Here is an 18,150-nt window from a genome sequence, read left to right on the forward strand (position 1 = left end):
GTGCCTTGGATCTGAACACCGAGACCATTGTGCCATTATGATCCTCAAGTGCTATTAAATGCAACAAAAGCCATTAAAAAACAGCAAAAAGCATGTAACTATTACATTGGTCATTGCTCGCCGTTGGCAGGCGCTTCGGTCACTTCTGTCGAGAGGACTACCTTTCATCCAGCGGCTACCGTATAACGTCTCCCGTCGATGCTAAGTGGGCCGTTTGATGACAACTCATCATGGCTGGGAGTCAGTGATGCTGGTGACTCAGCTGTCGAGGTCCTGGGCTCCCACGCACTTGGCCTCAGGCTTCACAGCAGTCAGCGCCGGTGAGATCGCTGCGAGTACATTGTTGCCCGATTCCGCCTTGCGGTTGACGAGGACCTCGACTGCCGGGGTACGACCGTAGCTGGTGAAGACCCAGGTGTCGTCCTCCTCGGAGGCCTTGGAGATCCAATCGACGCTGCTCACGCTCACGCACTGATCGGTGGTCGGCCCGGGTGGGGTGACCCCGCAGCGCACGACTGCGATGTTGGGATCTCCCCACGCCTTCGTGCCCTGGGAGGATGTCGTGCGTGACTTCGCGCCGGCGATCTCATCGGGCATACGCAGCATGATGTCGGCGCAGTCGGGATTCTGTGCGTCCTGAGCAGGCTCAACGACGACCGTGCGCTCACACCCTGCCAGGCTGATTCCGGCCACCACAGTGGCGATGGCTGCCAGGGCGATGGTGCGCGCCTTCCGAGGCGAAGGTCGAGGCGACGGGCGGAGGCGACGAGATCTCATACAACTACCGTATCTCCCGATAACCTTGAGCCATGACCCGACTGTCCGAACTTGGCGAATCACACGTGCTCGAACGCATCCTCTCTCACAATCGCACCGGTTCGCAGGTGATCATCGGACCCGGAGACGATGCCGCGGTGACCGCGGTTGACGGCAACCTGGTGTCGACCGCGGACATGCTCGTGGAGAACGAGGACTTCACCCGCGCCTGGCTCGACTGGGGCCGGCTCGGGATCAAAGCCGCAGCGCAGAACCTCTCCGATGTCTGCGTCATGGGCGCCAGGCCTCATGGGCTGCTGGTGTCACTGGCCGTGCCGAACTCGACCGAGATAGAGGACCTCGAAGCGCTCTTTGCCGGCATTGTCGCCGAGGCGGGGCGTGCCGGTGAGGAACTGGGCTGCGAGATCCCGATCATCGGTGGAGACCTCTCATCCTCGGGCCTCATCGTCATCGCGATCACTGCGTTGGGCACCGTCGCCGATCATGCAGCGATCACCCGCTCGGGTGCGCGGCCGGGCGACTCGATCTACCTGGCAGGCACCATCGGACGCGCCGCAGCCGGATTGGATCTCCTCTTCGCCGGTGTCGACGGGAACGCCGGGGGCGCCCGGGACGCCGGGGACGCCCGGGACGCCGGGGACGCCCGGAACGATCCTCAACTCGATGAAAGCCTGACGTCACTCATCACCACCCAACTGGCTCCACAGCCGGACTATGCGGCCGTCCTGAACATGCGGGCAGCCTCGGCGATGATCGATGTCTCCGACGGGCTGAGCACGGATATGGGACGGATCGCGTCGGCTTCGGGAGTCCACGCTCGGATCGACCGCGCCTCACTCCAAGAGCTCATCGATGAGCTGCTGCCTGCAGCACGGCACCTGGTGGGCGCCATCGAGGGTGCTGAGTCGGACGAAGAGACCGCACAGGCTGCCGCAGAGGCCGAGGAGTTGGCGTTGGCCTGGGTGCTCAACGGGGGAGAGGACCATGGCTTCGTCGCGTCGTCGGCGCAGTTCGACACACCTCCGGTAGGCTGGCGGAGAATCGGAGAGATGAGAGTCGGCAGCGGGGTCAGTCTCGACGGCGCACCGGTGCCGACGAGCGGCTTCAGCCATTTCGGGAAGTGACATGAGCGGACCCAATCAAGCCATCGGCCTCAACGGGCGTCTGGCCGCCAGGTGGGCTCGGCGGGCCGTTGATCGTCTGCGCAAGGAACGCGTCGAAATCGATGAACTCAACGTCTTCCCAGTACCCGACGGCGACACCGGCACGAACATGTACCACACCCTGCGCGCCGCCTACCTGGCTGTCGAAGAACTCACCGGACCCGTCACGCTGCCCCAGGTGGTTGCGGCTCTCGCAGAGGGGGCAGGACGCGGTGCTCGCGGAAACTCCGGACTCATCCTCGCAGTCGCACTCCAAGGCGTCGCCGATGCGCTGGAGGGCGTGACCGTAGCGACGCCCGAAGCCATGGCCGCAGCCCTCGAACTCGCCTCCGCCAGGGCCCGGCAGTCCGTGGCCCGGCCCGTCGACGGCACCATGCTCACGGTCCTCGACGCCATGGCCACGGAGGCAGCAGAGAAGGCCGAGAATGGGGCGAACCTCATCGACCTCATCTCCGCGGTGCGCCTCCGCTCCCGCTCGGCACTGCGCGAGACCACCGGGCAGCTGCCAGTGCTGCGCGAAGCCGAGGTCGTCGATGCCGGTTCGACGGGGATCGTGGAGCTCTTCGATCTCCTCTACGCCACGGTCACCGGCCGGACACCGCAGGATTCGATGCTCGGCGAAGTCACCAGGTCACCCCGCATCGTCCATCAGGCCAGTGCCGATGAACTCGAGATCGTCGCCATCCTGGCCACGTATCCGGCATCCACCGATTCCGAAAATACGGGGAACACCCTCGCCGAGGCGCTCGATGACCTCGGTGGGACATCGATCGTCATCAACGGACCCAAGGTACACGTCCACGTCGCCGACGAGGCCACCGCCGTGACCATTCTCGACCACCTCTCCGGCTACGGCATCGCCCGCCTGGATATGGAAGACCTGCGTCTGCACGAGGAGGAGGGCGAAACCCACCTGGTGGCCATCGTCTCGGGCACCGGGCTCCTCATGCACTGCGCGCTCAACGGAGCAAGTGCCCTGACGCCGGATTCCGGTGACGTGCGGGCCATGACCAAAGACATCATCGCCGAGGAAGAACGTGCGGTCATCGTCGTCCCCAGCTCGACGACCGTCCTGAAAGCACTGGGACAGGTCTCCGGTGGACAGGTGGTCCGCTCCCGCAATGTCGCCACTCTGCTCTCGGCGCTCGCGGTCCATGATCCCTTCGCCCCGTCCGCGGAGATCTTCGCCGATATGACCGAGGCTGCCGCCGGCACCCGTGTGGGCACCATCGTCTCGGCCGAACAGCTTGCCCTCAACCCGCCTACAGGTGCCCTGCCGGTCATCGACGATGTTCCGGGAGCGAGTTCGGATCCTGACTCCATGCTCGACTCCAGCACGGTGGGCATGCGCAGGATTCCGCTCTCCCATCCCTCGCAGTTCTACCGGGTCTTCATCGACGGGAAGGTGAAGACTCAGAGCACCGAACTCACGACCCTGGTCGAGAAGCTCGCCGATCGTCTCCTGGGCGCCGGGGGAGAGCTCCTCACCGTCGTCCACGGTCCCGGGTGCGCACCCGATGTCCTCTCGCACCTGCGGGACTGGATCCGCAAATCACACTCTCAGGTGAGGTTCCAGGACATCGACTCGAGGGACCGGGCGACGCTCCTCATCATGGGAGTCGAATGAGCGCCCGCCTCGAGGACTACTTCACCGCACGAGACCGCGGTGCACTCAAGAAGCGAGGAATCACCTCGGTGGCGGATCTCTTCCGCTTCTTCCCGCGCAGATTCCTCGTGCCCGGAGAGAAGACGCCCCTGGGCGGGCTCCCGTTGGGGGAGACCGCGATTCTCCAGGCCGAGGTCATCTCCGTCGACACCCGGCGCATGCAGAAGCGCCGCGGCACCATCACCGATGTCATCGTCCACGACGGACAGCAGTCGATGAAGATCGCCTTCTTCAACCAGCGCTGGCTGGACAGCCAGCTGGTGCCCGGACTCACCGTCGTCTTCGCCGGGAAGGTCGAGGAATACCGCGGGCAGCTGACCCTGAACTCGCCCACCTGGCTCAATCGGGACGAACACGATGAGAAGTGGACCCCGGAGGACCTCAACTCCCCGTTCCCCGTCTACTCACGGGTCAAGGGCATCGCGCAGACGCGACTGTGGAAGGCCATCAAGGTTCTCCTCGATGTCGCTGACCCTGCCGAGTTCGAGGACCCGCTGCCGACCGCCATGCGAGAGAACCTCGACCTGCCCGACCTGCGCACCGCATTCAACGACATGCATCGGCCCAGGTCAGCAGGGGCCACGGAGAAGGCCAAACAGCGTTGGAAATGGGAAGAGGCGCTTGCCCTGCAGGCGGAGTTCGTCTCCCGCAAGGCCGATTACGAAAAGCTCGAGGCCACCCCTCTGCTCAACGTCGGAGCCAGAAGCGAACGGTTCGACAACAGTCTGCCCTTCTACCTCACGGCCTCTCAGCTGCGGGTCGGAGAGGAGATCGAGGCTGACATGGGCCGGAAGACGGCGATGCATCGGCTGCTCCACGGCGACGTCGGCTCCGGCAAGACCGTCGTGGCGCTGCGGGCGATGCTCACTGCCGTCGATTCGGGAGCTCAGGCTGCGATGCTCGCGCCCACAGAAGTGCTCGCCACTCAGCATTTCCGCTCCATTGAGAGCCTCCTCGGCGATCAGATGGCGCTGAGTCCTCTGCTCTCGAGTGATGATCAGGTGCGGGTGGCGCTGCTGACGGGGTCGATGCCGGCCCGGGAACGAAAACAGCTGGCACTCGACCTCGCCACCGGTCAGATCGACATCGTCGTCGGCACGCATGCGCTGATGTCGGATACGACGATGTTCGACAAACTGGGCCTCATCGTCGTTGACGAGCAGCATCGGTTCGGCGTCGAACAACGTGAGGCCCTCCGGGCGAAGGCCGGACTCAAGGTCCCGCACACCCTCGTGATGTCCGCGACGCCGATCCCGCGGACCGTCGCGATGACCGTCTTCGCCGATCTCGATGTCTCCACTCTCGACGAGATGCCCGCCGGCACCAAGGACATCACCACCCACGCTGTATCACTGGGGGACCATCCGAATTGGCTGGGCCGGGTACTCCAGCTCATCGACGAGGCGGCCGAGGACGGCCGCGGCACATTCGTGGTCTTCCCGCGGATCGACCCCTCCGACATCGAAGATCCCGAAACAGGTGAGGTGGTCGGCAGCAGAGAGGGGATTGAGGACCTGCGGGACAAGCTTCAGAACTCCGATGAGCTCGGGTCTCGTTCGATCGAGCTTCTCCATGGGCGGATGTCACCGGTGGAGAAGGACAGGACGATGGCTGCGTTCGTCTCTGGCGAGACCGACATCCTGGTCTCCACGACCGTCGTCGAGGTGGGAGTCGACGTGCCGCGGGCGACCATGATGGTCGTCTTCGAAGCGGAGCGATTCGGTGTCGCTCAGCTCCATCAGCTGCGCGGCCGCGTCGGACGAGACGGCAGCGCAGCCATGTGCTTCCTGCTCACCCAGGCATCCGAATCCGATGAGAGCTTTGAGCGCCTGAGTGAGGTCGCTGGCACCCTCGACGGCTTCGCCCTGGCCGAGTATGATCTCGGCACCCGGGGAGAAGGCGATGTGCTCGGAGCTTCGCAGTGGGGAGGATCGTCGCTGAAGCACCTGTCCATTCTGCGCGACGCGCCGATCGTCGAAGAGGCGAGAACCATTGCGGAGAAGATCATCTCCGTCGACCCCGATCTGAGTTCACTGCCGGCCCTGCGTACCTTCATCAATAGAGTCCTGCCCGCCGAATCGGCTCACTTCATCGAGGCGAGCTGATGTCGGATCACCCCAATGAGGAGGAAGCGCAATGAGAATCATCGCTGGTGCGTTCAAAGGGTCCAAGCTCGTCGCACCGGGCGGATCCAATACCCGCCCGACCTCAGACCGGGTCAAGGAATCCCTGTTTTCCATGCTCGACGGCTACGGGGTCCTCCAAGCCGCGAACGTCCTCGACCTCTTCGCCGGCTCCGGTGGGCTCGGGTTCGAAGCCATGTCCAGAGGTGCGGCCGAAGTCGATTTCGTCGATTCGGCCAGCGCTTCGGCTCGAGCAGTCGAGTCGAATGCCCAGAAGCTCGGAATCGATCACTCGACTCGGATCCACTCCTCGGATGTCGTCTCCTTCCTCAGCTCCCAGCGAGGTCCGGGACAGCATGCGTCGACGCAGCGGCGACCCGAAGGACACGCAGGAGGAGCGGACCCCGAACTCCACGCAAAGGGAGCGGACGACGGAGGGCGAGCATCGCTCGGCAGCGGCCTTGATGAGGTTCAGGACGGTCAGGTGTTGGAGGCCCGCAGCGATCGTGATGACGATGGGGGTCGCATCTTCGACCTGGTGTTCATGGATCCGCCCTACCCGTTGGGGGAGGATGCCGTCACCCAGATCCTGGGTCGACTCGCTGGGCTCCTCGACATGGAATCCATCGTTGTGGTCGAGCGGGCATCACGAGCGCCCGAACCGACGATGCCGGCCGCCCTAGAGGTCTTCCGTTCGAAGACGTTCGGTGAGACCGCACTGTACTTCGTCCAGCTCAAGGCCGAATCTGAAGAGGCAGCGGATGTCGCCAGCGGAGCAGGTGCAACGGCAGCAGACGAGTCGGCATGAGGTCTCACCGTCCCTGGTACCGCACACCCTGGGTGTTCGCCGCCTGCGGGGTGGGTCTGCTGCTCCTCTGGTCGGCACTCAGGTGGCTGAGAAGTCAGTCGGAGGCTGATGCCGGTGCAGGCGGGAGCGACGCGGGCACGAACGCAGCGGACCCGGTGGGGCGCTCCGATGTGTTCTGGGCCGGGCCTTCGGACATCCTGTTCTGGGTGGCCATGGTGCTCATCGCCGTTGCAGTCGTCGTGAGGATCTGGCGGCTCGTGCGCCGCATCCGCAGCTGAAGCCCACCGCGACGGCTGAAGCCCACGGAACAGCAGAGGCCCACCTGAGTTGCACACCGGAGGGCCTCTGCTGAGTTACTGCACGCTGGAGAGGAACGTGCGCGTGCGCTCATGCTGCGGATTGTTGAAGATCTGATCCGGCGGACCCTCTTCGAGGACCTGGCCGCCGTCGAACATCATCACCCGGTGTGAGACTTCTCGGGCGAACTGCATCTCGTGAGTGACCAGGAGCATCGTGATGTCGGTCGTCTCTGCGATATCGCGGAGGACTCCGAGGACATCTCCCACGAGCTCCGGGTCGAGAGCCGAGGTCACCTCGTCGAGGAGGAGGATCTCCGGACTCATCGCCAGTGCCCGTGCGATCGCCACACGCTGCTGCTGACCGCCCGACAGGCGAGTGGGATGCTCATCGGCCTTGTCTGCAAGTCCGACCTTGTCCAACAGCGACTTCGCCTCCGTTACGGCATCGGCCTTGGATCTGCCGAGCACGTGGATGGGCGCCTCGATGATGTTCTCGAGCACCGTCATATTGGGGAAGAGGTTGAACTGCTGGAAGACCATTCCGATCCGCGTCGTCATGGCGCGGGTCGTCTTCGACGGCAGTTCGACTCGCTTGCCGTTCTTCTCCGTATGCGTCAGCGGTTCGCCGTCGACGAAGATGTAGCCGCCGGTCAGCTCCTCCAAGGTCATGACGAGGCGGAGGATCGTCGTCTTTCCCGAACCGCTGGGCCCGATCAGAGTCACACGCTCCCCGGGAGCGACGCTGAAGTTGAGGCCCTTGAGGACGGTGGTCTTGCCGAAGGACTTCTCCACGTCTTTGAACTCGATCGCCGGTGTGGCCGAGCTTGCGGGATCTGCCGTCGGAGTTGATGAGGTGTTCTCAGTAGGTGGCAAGGCGCTTGTCCAATCGTTGGATGAGCAGGGACGTCGGGTAGCTGGCGGCGAGGAAGATGAGCCCGGCCAAGGTGAAGGCCTCCGTGTAGGCGAATGTGGAACCACCGAACTGCTTCGCCGAGGTGACGAGTTCGACGACCGAGATCGCGAACAGGAACGGGGTGTCCTTGAACATGGCCACGGCGTAGTTGCCCAATGACGGGATCGTGGCGCGCAGAGCCTGCGGAAGCACGACAGCGGTGAATGTGCGCACCGGCGGCAGAGACAGAGCTGTTGCGGCCTCGTGCTGCCCAGGGGGCACGGAGTCGATGCCCGCACGGTAGCTTTCGGACATGTACGTCGAATAGTGGATGCCGATGACGATGCAGCCGACGGCAAGCGCCGGAATGCTGACCAGGCCGGGGATGTCCGAGAACGCGAAGTAGACGAACATCAGCTGCACGATCAGCGGCGTATTGCGGACGAAGGCGACGAGCAGTCTGACCAGCCAGTTGATCCAACGGGGCAGCGTGCGGATCGCAACGGCGATGAGAAGGCCCAGAATCGCGGCGATGACGGTGCCGACGACGGTGGCGATGAGTGTGTTGACGAATCCTTGGAGGAGGATCGGCAGCGCTTCGGCGGCGAATTCCCAGTTCCAGGTCACAGGGCACCTCCGTATCCGACGTTCCCGGAACTCGGGCCGGAAACGGTCGTGGCACCGGCGTCGCGTTTCGATTCCGCACGAGCGTCTCGACGGGCTTCACGTCGATCGGACCGCGAGTTCGGGCGTCTGCGTCCCAGTCGTTTTGTGGCTTGGCGTTCGAGAAGGTTCATGAGCTCCTGAATCAGCCAGGCGATGACGAAGTAGATGACGAGGCCGACGGTGAACGCGAAGACGGTGTCGCCCGTCGACTGCCGCAGTTGTTGGATCTTGTCCGTGAGGTCACTGAGCGTGATGAAGAAGACCACTGCCGTGCCCTTGAGGAGCTGGATGAGCAGGGTCGCCAGGGACGGGATCATCAGGGCCCAGGCCTGGGGGAAGATGACGCGGATCATACGCCGAGCCGGCGAGAGGCTGAGCGCGATGGCTGCCTCCCACTGGCCGGGGTTGACCGTTTTGATCGACGATCGGACCACCTCGGCGGAGTAGGCACCGTAGTTGAGCGAGAGGGCACCGATGCCGCACATCAGGGGATCGAGTTCGACTCCGAGGAGCGGAAAGACGTAGAAGAGCCAGAAGATCTGGACGAGCAGAGATGTGCCGCGGAAGAATTCGACGACGATCCTGGCGGGGATGCGCATCCAGGCGTGAGGAGAGGTCATCGCGAGTCCGAGGATGATCGCAATGATGATGGTGCCGATCGAGCCGGCGATGGTGAGGATGAGCGTTGTCTGAATTCCCTCCCACAGCTGTGGGAGGAAATTCAGCAACGTTGTGACATTGTCAGTCATGATCGGGAGTGGCCAAGGACCGGATCAGGACTTTGCTGTGGGCAATTCGCCCTTGCACAGCTGGTCGGTCGTGATCTCGCCGTCAGGGCGCTCTTCCTTCGTGAAGCCGAAGTCACCGACGACATCGAGGTACTTCTTCTCGTCGCCGACGATCTCGTCGAGCTTCTCGTTCCACTTGTCCCGAAGTTCGGTGTCATCTGTGCGGAAGACCGTGGCGCCGGCACCGATCTGCGGGACTCCCTTGATCTCCTGGACGAAGGATTCGCTGACCTCGACGCCGGCGTCCTTGTTGTTCTTGGCCATCCAGTTGAGTGAGATGGCGGTCAGTGCGAAGACATCAGCACGGCCCGTGGTCACGGCGTCCATGCCGTCCTGGGGAGTGCCGACTTCCTGGGAATTGATGCCGAGGTCCTCGGCATAGGTGGATTCAACGGCACCGGTCATGGTGGCCAGCTTGAGGCCCTTCTCCTTGACATCATCGAGGGTCTTCAGGCCGTCCTGCTTGCCCTTCTTGGTCATCAGGGCGGTGGTGTACATGAACTCAGGATTGCCGAAGGCAGCCTGTTCGCAACGATCGGGCAGGATCGACATTCCGGCGGAGATCGCGCCGAAGCGATCGGCGTTGAGACCGGGGATCAGTGAGCCGAATTCAGTGTTGACGCCCTCGACGTCGTCGACGCCGAGCTCCTTGAAGACGGCCTTCGCCATTGCCACGGATGCTCCTTGGAGTTCGCCGTCCTTCTCGAAGCTGTATGGTGCCTCACCGGCGAAGCCGACGGAGATCTTCCCGTCATCGATGGCCTTCTGGAGAGTGCTCTTATCGGAATCGCTTCCACCGCATGCCCCCAGTGTGAGCGTCAGGGCGATGATCGAGGTCGCGGCGGCAAGCCCCTTGATGGCTTTCATAGCTGTCCCTTTCGTTGAACGTCGACACATCTTCGTGACATGCGTCTCAGGAACACTATTCAATACTTTTGTTGTCCGGATGTCACACTGTCAGACAACGTTATATGATCGTGATATGCCTTCACCCCCGACTTCGGAGCTCCCCGTCCTCCGCAAGGTCATCAGATCCTCGACGATCGACCTCATCGCCGACCAGATTCGGAACGCCATCTACAGCGGCTCACTGGCGCCGGGGCAGTCCATCAACGAAGTGCGCACAGCAGAGCTCCTCGTCGTCTCCAGGCCCTCACTGCGGGAGGCTCTGCAGCGACTCGTCAGCGAAGGGGTGATGACACACGCGCCCGGCCGCGGTGTCTGGGTCAAGCGGATGACGTCTGATGACATCGATGACGTCTATGCCGTCCGAGAGGCCATCGAGGCACAGGCCGTGAAGATCGTCATCCGAGCGGGAAAGCCGATTGCCCGCATCCACCAGGCGCTGGCCAAACTCGAGCTCGCGGTCGAGGGGAACACCGCCCGCGCCATCGGCGACGCCGACCTCGACTTCCATCACTCGATCGTCGCCTGCTCCGGGTCGGTCAGGCTCAGCGACCTGATGAAGGTGTCGATGGTCCACACTCGCCTGCTCTCACTCTCCGACCCGCGTGGATATGAGGTCAGGTGCGACCTCATCGAGACACACAGAGAACTGAACGAGGCGATCGCAGACGGGAACGAAGCACGGTCCCTGGCGGTCGTGGGCAGGGTCATGGCCGGGGCCGCTGCACGACTGCACAACCCCCTGACGGAACCCGGGGCTGTCATCGTCAGGGCCGACGATCAGGACAAGCTCGTCGACGACCAGTGGTCACAGCTGAGAGATACGATGAAGGCATGAAGGTTGTCTGCCCCGGTTCCTATGACCCGATCACCATGGGTCATCTCGATGTCATTGCCCGCAGCGCCCGACTCTTCGACGAGGTGGTCGTTGCCGTCGTGCACAATCCCAAGAAATCCGGACGATTCGATCCCGAGGTCCGAGCCGATCTCATCCGCGCCTCGCTGGCCGACGATGAGCGGACCCGAGCGGCGAGGAACGTCACCATCGAGACCGTCGCCGGCGGCCTCCTCGTCGACTACTGCACCTCCATCGGAGCCCCTGCAGTGGTCAAAGGGCTGCGCTCGGGCACGGATTTCGCCTACGAGCTGCCGATGGCCCTGATGAATAAGCATCTGAGCGAGTTGGAGACCATCTTCGTCCCCGGAAACCCCGAGTACGAACACGTTTCGTCCTCGCTCATCAAGGAAGTTCACTCCGGCGGCGGGAACATCGAAGGTCTCGTCCCGGGCGCAGTGCTGTCGGCGCTGAACGCCAGCCGCTGACGCATGCCGATTCCCTCTTCTTCCTCTCGGGCGTGGTTCCTCGGCCTCATCTTCCACACCGTGGTCGCTCATGCCACCTACAACGGCGTGCGCGTCCTCATCTCCTACCGGACACTGGAGCTCGGCGGCAGCGGAGTCGTCCTCGGGCTCATGACCGCCTGCTATTCCCTCGTGCCGCTGCTCACAGCACTCCTCGTCGGCCGGCTCGTCGACCGCGGATACGCCACCGCTGTGCTGTGGACGGGAACGATCCTGTCGATCGTGCCCGTCGGACTCGCCGCGATGGCGCCCAACCTCGGCGTCCTCCTCATCGCCACGATGTGCCTGGGCCTGGGGCAGCTGCTGACCACCGTTGCATCGCAGGCACTGATTCCACAGAGCTTCCCCGCCTCGGCGCTGACCTCGAAGTTCGGCTACCTCACCCTCGGCGTCTCGATCGGGCAGACGATCGGTCTGCCCGTGGCAGGTGCCATCGCCGGCGCGACGGACGGTGCCCCGCAGATCGTCAACGCCCTGTGGTTCATGACGGGCATCTCCGCGCTGACGCTGGTCGCTGCCGTCATCGTCATGCTCCGCGGCCGGACACCGCATGTCTCCCGCGCCGAGGCGGCCAAAGGTGCCCGTACGCCCTGGTCCCTGCTCTCGATCCGGGGGATGAAGCCCGCAATCCTCGCGTCGATGACCACCCTGGCCGCGGTCGACCTGATGACGGCCTACCTGCCGCTCATCGGGCAGCAGAACGGGCTGTCGGTGACGACTGTGACCTGGCTGCTGACCGTGCGCACACTGGCCTCAGTGGTCTCGCGGCTGATCATCGGGCAGCTCACACGCAAGTGGCGCAGCCTCTCGCTACTGTGGACCGCCTCGGCGGCGGCAGGTGTCTGCATCATTCTCATCCCGGTGTTCACGCAGCCGTGGATGCTCGCGATCCTCCTGCTGATCGCGGGGTTCTGCTTCGGACTCACCCAGCCGCTGACGATGACCTGGGTCTCGACCCTGTCGGACCCGGCCAACCGGGCAGCGGTGCTGTCGATCCGCCTTGCCGGCAACCGACTCAGCCAGGTGGCGATCCCCTCGGCGGCCTCCCTGCTCACCGTCCTCGCCGGATCCGGGATCGTGTTCACGATCTCCGGGGCACTGCTCCTGGCCGCCGGTGGTGTGACCTGGCGCAACCAGCACGAGAAATGGTGACCAGGAACACCTGCGCATACTTCGAAGCTCGATTGGTAATGACAGGCGATGATGACTAGAATGGTGAGTCGCGTGTGAACGCAGGAGTAAGCATCCTCAATCACGTAAAGGAGGAGTGAGCATGAAGAAGCAGTCTGAGTTCGTCTACGATCTCAGGTCGATGGGATTGCTCGGTCATCCTGGTGAATGGGAACGGGTGAACACCACCCTGTCTGCTCCAGCGGATCTCAAGATCGAAGTGATCGGGGTCGCAGAAGGTTCACCACTGACACTCGAGCTGATGTTCGAAAGCGTGTCGGAGGGAATCTACGTGTCGGGCACAGTCTCGGCCACGGCTCGCGGCGAAGATGTGAGGACTCTCGACGAAATCGAGTTGCCTATAGATGTCGACATCCAAGAGATGTATGTCTATGAGCAGGCCGATGGCGACGAGGATTCCTACCTCATCGACCGCGATCAGCTCGACCTCGAGCCCGCGATCAGAGACGCTGTTGTCATGGCTCTGCCCTTCAGTCCGTCAAAGGACCGGAGCGAAGAGTTCAGCTTCACCCTCGGTGAGGACCTTGAGGTCGACGACAGCGAATCGGATTCGCCGTTCGCATCATTGAAGAGTTTGTTGGATGAGAAGAAAGAGAGCTAGACGTGGCTGTTCCAAAGCGTAAATTGTCGCGCAGCAACACCCGCCACCGTCGTTCGCAGTGGAAGGCACAGGCTCCCAGCCTGGTCAAGACTGTGGAGAACGGTCGCGTTGTGTACTCGCGCCCTCACCAGGCCAAAGTTGTCGAAGACGCAGCCGGCACCCCGCTGTTCCTTGAATACAAGGGACGCAAGGTCGCTGACGTCTGACCTGTGGAAACTGACACCACAGCAGAATTGCAGAAGAGTCTCGGGATCGATATTGATCCCGAGACTTTTCGTCTCGCCCTGACACACCGCTCCTTCGCCTTCGAAGCTGGCGGCATACCCACGAACGAGCGTCTCGAATTCCTCGGCGACTCCGTCCTGGGCCTCGTGGCCACCGAGTCGCTGTACTATGACAACCCGGATCTGGCCGAAGGTTCACTGGCCAAGATGCGCTCCGCCGTGGTCAACACCAAAGCCTTGGCGTCGATCGCGCGCAGACACAAGATCGGCCCCCACATCCTCCTGGGCAAGGGCGAAGAGCTCACCGGCGGCCGCAACAAGGACTCGATCCTCGCCGACACCGTCGAGGCCCTCATCGGCGCGACCTTCGTTGCCCGCGGACGTGAAGAGGCATTCGCCTTCGTCCACCGCCTCATCGACGGTATGCTCTCCGACGCAGTGAATCTGGGTGCCGGAATGGACTACAAGACGACCCTGCAGGAAGCAGCGGCCGATCTTGATCTGGGCGCCGTGAGCTACGAGATCGTCTCCTCGGGACCCGATCACGCCATGGTCTTCACCGCCACCGCCCTGCTGGGTGACAACGGCTGGGGCACCGGCGACGGCTCCTCGAAGAAGAACGCCGAAGCGGCAGCCGCGGAAGTCGCCGTCAAGGCCATCCGCACCATCTATCCGGACTACACGCGCTGAGGCATTCCTGATGCCCGAACTTCCCGAGGTAGAGAGCGTGCGTCTGGGCGTCCACGAATGGACTGCCGGCACCACCATCACCGGCGCCGAGGTGATCGACCCCCGAATTCTCGGCACCACGTCCCAGCGTCGCATCAATGCTTCCGCAGCCGACGAGTTCGTCGCAGCGGTGTCCGGGCGGCGGATCATCGGCGCCGAACGTCGCGGCAAGTTCATGTGGCTGACCCTGGGGGAGGACCTTGGTGCCGGTCCGGCTGCCGAGCCGGCTGCCCCTGAACTCAGCCTGCTCGTCCACCTCGGCATGAGCGGACAGCTGCGCGTGCACGATACGGCTGACGAGATCCACAAGCATACGCGGGCGATCCTCCACCTCGAGCGGGGGAGCGAGAGCCTCCAGCTGCGTTTCATCGACCAACGGATCTTCGGCCATCTCGGCGTACAGCCGCTGGTGCACGCCTATGGTCGGCTCGTGCCCGCCTCGGCGAATCACATCGCAGCCGATCCTCTGGAACCGGCCTTCGAACCCGGCCTTGCTCTCGAACAGCTCTCTCATAAGCGCACGGTGGTCAAATCGGCGCTGCTCGACCAGTCCCTGGTCAGCGGCATCGGCAACATCTATGCCGATGAGGCTCTCTTCAGGGCCGGCATCCACCCGCTGGCGATCCCCGCTCGCACTCGAAAGTCCCGCCTGGCCGCGGTCCTCGACTCTGCGTCGCGGGTGATGAGCGATGCGCTGGCCGTGGGTGGGACCAGCTTCGACGCGCTCTACGTCAACGTCAACGGGGAGTCCGGATACTTCGACCGTGCCCTGCTCGTCTACGGGCGCGGCGGCCAGGAGTGCGTGCGCTGCGGCACCGAGATCGAGAAGATGACGATCGGCGGACGAGGCAGCCACTTCTGCCCGAACTGCCAGCGCCCGCCGCGGTATCGCTGATCGTTCTGCTAGTCTTTCGGCGACGTTTCACGCCAACTAGGACTGACGTCGAAAACTTTCGCAAAGGGCTTCCCTGTGCGAGCCCGGGCTCCGCGACCAGCGGCTGGTCTGGGGGCGCGGAATGTGGGTGCCTAGTAAGCCGTGTTGTATCCGCGTTCGGTGTGGTCCCAAATTTTGGCTACGATAACTGATCCGTCTCCGGCCTTTGCACCTGCAACTTTCTCGGCAACATCACGGGTGTACTGGTCTCCCCATTCGCCTTTGTCAGGCTTGGAGGAGATGGATACCGTCTTGTCGTCGAATGTCACGCCCTCGCCGACGTCTTCGAGGACTTTCACCGTCCGATCCTGGTCTTGGAGTTCTGAGTTCTTGGATTCGACGCCAACCATCAGGTCGCTTCCGCCGTTGAGTTCTGCTCTGCCCTCATATTTGTCGGCGATGTGGTCGTTGAATATTTCGTTGTCTGCGAACTCGAGCGGCGCTTCGTCGGGGTCACTGCCTGAGCATCCAGCGATGGCGAGCAGTGCAGCGAGTCCTACTGCGGTTGTTGTTCGTCTCATGTATGCACGCTATCGGAGGGCGCGGACGCGAAAACTGACCACGTCTGTCGTCCTTTCTAGGACGACTGGTTTCGCCCTTGCCTGTCAATTGCATTAAGCCGCGTTTGTCACCGTTTGGTTGAGTGCCACCTGGTCTCTTTGATGGTGGTCTCGCAGTAGCCGCCGAGGTGTCCGCGGCGTCCGACTTGGTGGATGGTGGGCGCGGGGACGGGGAGGACGGCTGTTATGTCGACGGCGGATGCGTCCGTCTTTAGCGTTGACGGCTTGTCCGACGCGGTACCAGTAGATCGGACGCGCCGAGACTGCGTAACGCTGTCGCCTGAGCCCGTGTCGGCATTCCAACACCGATGCGACAGGCGAGAGGCGGCTGGTGACACTCTCATCGAGTCTCACCGGCCGCCTCTCGCAATCACCGATGTCGCGCGGTCAGCACCGCGACAAGGGGCTACTTGACGGTGTCGCTGTGCTCGTGATCGGCGTCACCGAGGTCAGACGATTCGGAAGAGCCCGCCTCGGCGTCTTCCTTGTCGTCTTCGAGTTCCTCGACAGGAAGCTCTGACGTCTCGAGTCCGAAGACCTCTCCGTCGTACTCGTTGACGGCCGTGGCGACCGACTGCTCGAGGACGTGATTGGCCAGCTGTCCCTGAATGATCAGCGGATCTCGCGAGAGATCCTTCCACACGGCCACGCAGAGAAGCAGCATGACGATGACGAAGGGCAATGCCGCCACGATCGTGATGTTCTTCAGACCTTCGAGGGCCTCGGCGGGATCAGAACCTCCGGCCAGGAGCATCACCGCTGCCACTGCACCGGTCGCCACACCCCAGAAGAGGACGAGGCCCTTGCCGGGCTCCTCTCGACCGTTGGCCGACAGCGTGCCCATGACGATCGACGCGGAGTCGGCGCCCGTGACGAAGAAGATCGCAATGAGGATGACCGTGACGACCATCAAGATGATGGCGATGGCGTTGGGCAGAGGCAGAGCGCCGAGGAGATCGAACAGGATCGTATCCATGTTGATGTCCGGTTCACCGTCGACGATCTTCGCCAGGGCCTTGACTGTGCCTTCGCCGCGCTCAGCACGTTCCTGGATGCCGATTGCTCCGCCGCCGAAGATCGCGAACCAGATGGTCGAGACGACCGAAGGAACGATGAGGACGCCGAGGACGAACTGACGCACGGTGCGGCCGCGCGAGATGCGGGCGATGAAGAGGCCGACGAAGGGCGACCATGAGACCCACCAGGCCCAGTAGAAGACGGTCCACGAGGACAGCCAGGTGTTGACGTCCTGGCCATTGGCCGCGGTCCGGGATGCCATCTGCGGCAGATCTTGGATGAACGAACCGAGAGAGGACGGAATGACGTTGAGGATGAACAGCGTCGGCCCGCCGATGAACACAATCAGCGCGACGATGATCGCCAGCACCATGTTGATGTTCGACAGCCACTGGATGCCCTTCTCGACACCGGACACGGCCGAAGCGACGAAGGCCGCGGTGAGGATCGCGATGATGATGACGAGAATCGGAGAGGAGACATCGGACATGACGCCCGCTGATTCGATGCCGCCGCCGATCTGGATCGCGCCGAGGCCCAGCGAGCAGGCCGAGCCGAAGAGCGTCGCGAGGATCGCGAGGATGTTGATGACCTTGCCGCCGGCACCGTTGACCGCACGTTCGCCGAACAGCGGGGTGAACATCGACGAGAACAGCTGGGAGCGACCGAGACGGAAGGAACCGTAGGCGACGCCGAGGCCGACGATCGCGTACATCGCCCAGGGGTAGAGGGTCCAATGGAAGAGAGTGGTGCCCATCGAGGTGCCCATTGCCTCGGCAGTGGAACCATCGACCGTGTTCGGTGGGGGAGACATGTAGAAGAACAGGGGCTCACCGACGGCGGAGAACACCAGCCCGATGCCCATGCCGGTGGCGAACATCATCGAGATCCACGATGAGGTCTTGAACTGAGGCTTCTCATCGTCCCTGCCCAGCGGGATGCGCCCGAACTTGGACAGAGCGACGATGATGACGAAGATCGTGAAGATCGTGGCGGCGATGACGAAGAGCCAGCCGAAGTTGTCCATGACGCCGGTCAGCAGGGTTCCTGCGACAGCCCCGAGGCTCTCGGGAGAGAAGAAGCCCCAGATGACGAAGGCAACTGCGAGCACTCCGGCCGTGAAGAACACCACTTTGTCGACGCCCTTGCGGATCAGTGGGCTCTGTTTCGTGGTCGGATTCTTCAGGCGCCGTATCAGGTCCTGAGTCTTTGTCGTTTCACTGCTCATAGGGATGCTTGCCGGTCAGCAGCGTCGCAGGTGTCCTGCAGGCGGTCGTGATCGGCGCTCCTTCCTGTTCATGGACGGCATTGATTGTCTTCGGGCCGGTTGGGGCGCTGAGTCCAAACTAGTCCGATTTGTCAGTTTCCTATCGGTTCACACCATTGATCTTCTTAGATGAGACGCGAAGCTGGTCAAGACTTCGCCGTTGTGACGGCGATTCTT

19 protein-coding genes are annotated in these 18,150 nt (G+C 63.0%); 12 read left to right on the forward strand and 7 right to left on the reverse strand.

Translation table 11 applies throughout. The features are described 5' to 3' along the window. Positions 1-258: 258 nt before the first annotated feature. Positions 259-777: a DUF3515 family protein gene (locus JFC13_RS10705; protein ID WP_232488460.1), complete on the reverse strand. Its 519-nt coding sequence runs from the start codon at positions 775-777 to the stop codon at positions 259-261. Between the two features lie 32 nt (positions 778-809). On the opposite strand from JFC13_RS10705, the gene JFC13_RS10710 reads away from it, so the two are divergent. From JFC13_RS10710 to JFC13_RS10730, 5 genes are read left to right on the forward strand one after another with little or no spacing between them, the layout of a single operon-like run. Next, the gene (locus tag JFC13_RS10710; protein WP_198397053.1) at positions 810-1,901 is read left to right on the forward strand and encodes a thiamine-phosphate kinase; all 1,092 of its coding nucleotides are present in this window, start codon (positions 810-812) and stop codon (positions 1,899-1,901) included. Position 1,902: 1 nt separating this feature from the next. Beyond that, positions 1,903-3,567 carry a DAK2 domain-containing protein gene (locus tag JFC13_RS10715; protein ID WP_198397054.1) on the forward strand — a complete coding sequence of 555 codons (1,665 nt, stop codon included), beginning with the start codon at positions 1,903-1,905 and terminating at the stop codon, positions 3,565-3,567. Then, positions 3,564-5,711, forward strand: a complete 2,148-nt coding sequence (locus JFC13_RS10720) for an ATP-dependent DNA helicase RecG (RefSeq protein ID WP_198397055.1) — start codon at positions 3,564-3,566, stop codon at positions 5,709-5,711. The genes JFC13_RS10715 and JFC13_RS10720 overlap by 4 nt, the downstream gene beginning before the upstream one ends. Positions 5,712-5,742: 31 nt before the next feature. Beyond that, positions 5,743-6,537, forward strand: coding sequence for an RsmD family RNA methyltransferase (locus JFC13_RS10725; RefSeq protein WP_198397056.1), 795 nt, complete (start codon positions 5,743-5,745; stop codon positions 6,535-6,537). Next, positions 6,534-6,815, forward strand: a complete 282-nt coding sequence (locus tag JFC13_RS10730) for a hypothetical protein (protein WP_198397057.1) — start codon at positions 6,534-6,536, stop codon at positions 6,813-6,815. Before JFC13_RS10725 ends, JFC13_RS10730 begins: the two co-directional genes overlap by 4 nt. A 75-nt stretch (positions 6,816-6,890) precedes the next feature. On the opposite strand, the gene ehuA is transcribed toward JFC13_RS10730, so the two are convergent. Genes ehuA through ehuB form a run of 4 tightly spaced genes read right to left on the reverse strand, consistent with a single transcriptional unit; the run spans position 6,891 to position 10,049 of the window. Continuing rightward, a complete protein-coding gene (gene ehuA / locus JFC13_RS10735) occupies positions 6,891-7,709 on the reverse strand; it encodes an ectoine/hydroxyectoine ABC transporter ATP-binding protein EhuA (RefSeq protein WP_232488461.1) in 819 nt (272 codons plus the stop codon). Beyond that, on the reverse strand, positions 7,696-8,355 hold the full coding sequence (ehuD, locus tag JFC13_RS10740; protein ID WP_198397058.1) for an ectoine/hydroxyectoine ABC transporter permease subunit EhuD: 660 nt from the start codon (positions 8,353-8,355) through the stop codon (positions 7,696-7,698). Before ehuD ends, ehuA begins: the two co-directional genes overlap by 14 nt. Next, positions 8,352-9,143 (reverse strand): ectoine/hydroxyectoine ABC transporter permease subunit EhuC, encoded by a 792-nt coding sequence (gene ehuC / locus JFC13_RS10745; protein ID WP_198397059.1) that lies wholly within the window; start codon positions 9,141-9,143, stop codon positions 8,352-8,354. The genes ehuD and ehuC overlap by 4 nt, the downstream gene beginning before the upstream one ends. A gap of 24 nt (positions 9,144-9,167) precedes the next feature. Further along, positions 9,168-10,049: an ectoine/hydroxyectoine ABC transporter substrate-binding protein EhuB gene (gene ehuB / locus JFC13_RS10750; protein WP_198397060.1), complete on the reverse strand. Its 882-nt coding sequence runs from the start codon at positions 10,047-10,049 to the stop codon at positions 9,168-9,170. Between the two features lie 115 nt (positions 10,050-10,164). On the opposite strand from ehuB, the gene JFC13_RS10755 reads away from it, so the two are divergent. From JFC13_RS10755 to mutM, 7 genes are all read left to right on the forward strand, one after another. Then, positions 10,165-10,926 carry a GntR family transcriptional regulator gene (locus JFC13_RS10755; RefSeq protein WP_198397061.1) on the forward strand — a complete coding sequence of 254 codons (762 nt, stop codon included), beginning with the start codon at positions 10,165-10,167 and terminating at the stop codon, positions 10,924-10,926. Beyond that, on the forward strand, positions 10,923-11,411 hold the full coding sequence (gene coaD / locus JFC13_RS10760) for a pantetheine-phosphate adenylyltransferase (RefSeq protein WP_198397062.1): 489 nt from the start codon (positions 10,923-10,925) through the stop codon (positions 11,409-11,411). Before JFC13_RS10755 ends, coaD begins: the two co-directional genes overlap by 4 nt. A gap of 3 nt (positions 11,412-11,414) precedes the next feature. Further along, on the forward strand, positions 11,415-12,602 hold the full coding sequence (locus tag JFC13_RS10765; RefSeq protein ID WP_198397063.1) for an MFS transporter: 1,188 nt from the start codon (positions 11,415-11,417) through the stop codon (positions 12,600-12,602). A 121-nt stretch (positions 12,603-12,723) separates the two neighbouring features. After that, a complete protein-coding gene (locus JFC13_RS10770; RefSeq protein ID WP_198397064.1) occupies positions 12,724-13,242 on the forward strand; it encodes a YceD family protein in 519 nt (172 codons plus the stop codon). A gap of 2 nt (positions 13,243-13,244) precedes the next feature. Further along, positions 13,245-13,448, forward strand: coding sequence for a 50S ribosomal protein L32 (rpmF, locus tag JFC13_RS10775; RefSeq protein ID WP_009885115.1), 204 nt, complete (start codon positions 13,245-13,247; stop codon positions 13,446-13,448). A gap of 3 nt (positions 13,449-13,451) precedes the next feature. After that, positions 13,452-14,156 (forward strand): ribonuclease III, encoded by a 705-nt coding sequence (rnc, locus tag JFC13_RS10780; RefSeq protein WP_198397065.1) that lies wholly within the window; start codon positions 13,452-13,454, stop codon positions 14,154-14,156. A 10-nt stretch (positions 14,157-14,166) separates the two neighbouring features. After that, positions 14,167-15,090 carry a bifunctional DNA-formamidopyrimidine glycosylase/DNA-(apurinic or apyrimidinic site) lyase gene (mutM, locus tag JFC13_RS10785; protein WP_198397066.1) on the forward strand — a complete coding sequence of 308 codons (924 nt, stop codon included), beginning with the start codon at positions 14,167-14,169 and terminating at the stop codon, positions 15,088-15,090. A 131-nt stretch (positions 15,091-15,221) separates the two neighbouring features. On the opposite strand, the gene JFC13_RS10790 is transcribed toward mutM, so the two are convergent. Beyond that, the gene (locus tag JFC13_RS10790; protein ID WP_198397067.1) at positions 15,222-15,650 is read right to left on the reverse strand and encodes a hypothetical protein; all 429 of its coding nucleotides are present in this window, start codon (positions 15,648-15,650) and stop codon (positions 15,222-15,224) included. 445 nt (positions 15,651-16,095) lie between these two features. Next, positions 16,096-17,934 (reverse strand): BCCT family transporter, encoded by a 1,839-nt coding sequence (locus tag JFC13_RS10795; protein ID WP_232488462.1) that lies wholly within the window; start codon positions 17,932-17,934, stop codon positions 16,096-16,098. Positions 17,935-18,150 lie beyond the last annotated feature (216 nt).

Origin of the sequence: Brevibacterium antiquum, assembly GCF_016107655.1 — a bacterium.
GTDB classification, from domain to species: domain Bacteria; phylum Actinomycetota; class Actinomycetes; order Actinomycetales; family Brevibacteriaceae; genus Brevibacterium; species Brevibacterium antiquum.

Bases quoted from the DNA above. Each gene is read 5' to 3' on its own strand.
- JFC13_RS10705 (WP_232488460.1), bottom strand. From the start codon at position 777: ATGAGATCTCGTCGCCTCCGCCCGTCGCCTCGACCTTCGCCTCGGAAG.
- JFC13_RS10710 (WP_198397053.1), top strand. From the start codon at position 810: ATGACCCGACTGTCCGAACTTGGCGAATCACACGTGCTCGAACGCATC.
- JFC13_RS10715 (WP_198397054.1), top strand. From the start codon at position 1,903: ATGAGCGGACCCAATCAAGCCATCGGCCTCAACGGGCGTCTGGCCGCC.
- JFC13_RS10720 (WP_198397055.1), top strand. From the start codon at position 3,564: ATGAGCGCCCGCCTCGAGGACTACTTCACCGCACGAGACCGCGGTGCA.
- JFC13_RS10725 (WP_198397056.1), top strand. From the start codon at position 5,743: ATGAGAATCATCGCTGGTGCGTTCAAAGGGTCCAAGCTCGTCGCACCG.
- JFC13_RS10730 (WP_198397057.1), top strand. From the start codon at position 6,534: ATGAGGTCTCACCGTCCCTGGTACCGCACACCCTGGGTGTTCGCCGCC.
- ehuC (WP_198397059.1), bottom strand. From the start codon at position 9,143: ATGACTGACAATGTCACAACGTTGCTGAATTTCCTCCCACAGCTGTGG.
- ehuB (WP_198397060.1), bottom strand. From the start codon at position 10,049: ATGAAAGCCATCAAGGGGCTTGCCGCCGCGACCTCGATCATCGCCCTG.
- JFC13_RS10755 (WP_198397061.1), top strand. From the start codon at position 10,165: ATGCCTTCACCCCCGACTTCGGAGCTCCCCGTCCTCCGCAAGGTCATC.
- coaD (WP_198397062.1), top strand. From the start codon at position 10,923: ATGAAGGTTGTCTGCCCCGGTTCCTATGACCCGATCACCATGGGTCAT.
- JFC13_RS10765 (WP_198397063.1), top strand. From the start codon at position 11,415: ATGCCGATTCCCTCTTCTTCCTCTCGGGCGTGGTTCCTCGGCCTCATC.
- JFC13_RS10770 (WP_198397064.1), top strand. From the start codon at position 12,724: ATGAAGAAGCAGTCTGAGTTCGTCTACGATCTCAGGTCGATGGGATTG.
- mutM (WP_198397066.1), top strand. From the start codon at position 14,167: ATGCCCGAACTTCCCGAGGTAGAGAGCGTGCGTCTGGGCGTCCACGAA.
- JFC13_RS10790 (WP_198397067.1), bottom strand. From the start codon at position 15,650: ATGAGACGAACAACAACCGCAGTAGGACTCGCTGCACTGCTCGCCATC.
- JFC13_RS10795 (WP_232488462.1), bottom strand. From the start codon at position 17,934: ATGAGCAGTGAAACGACAAAGACTCAGGACCTGATACGGCGCCTGAAG.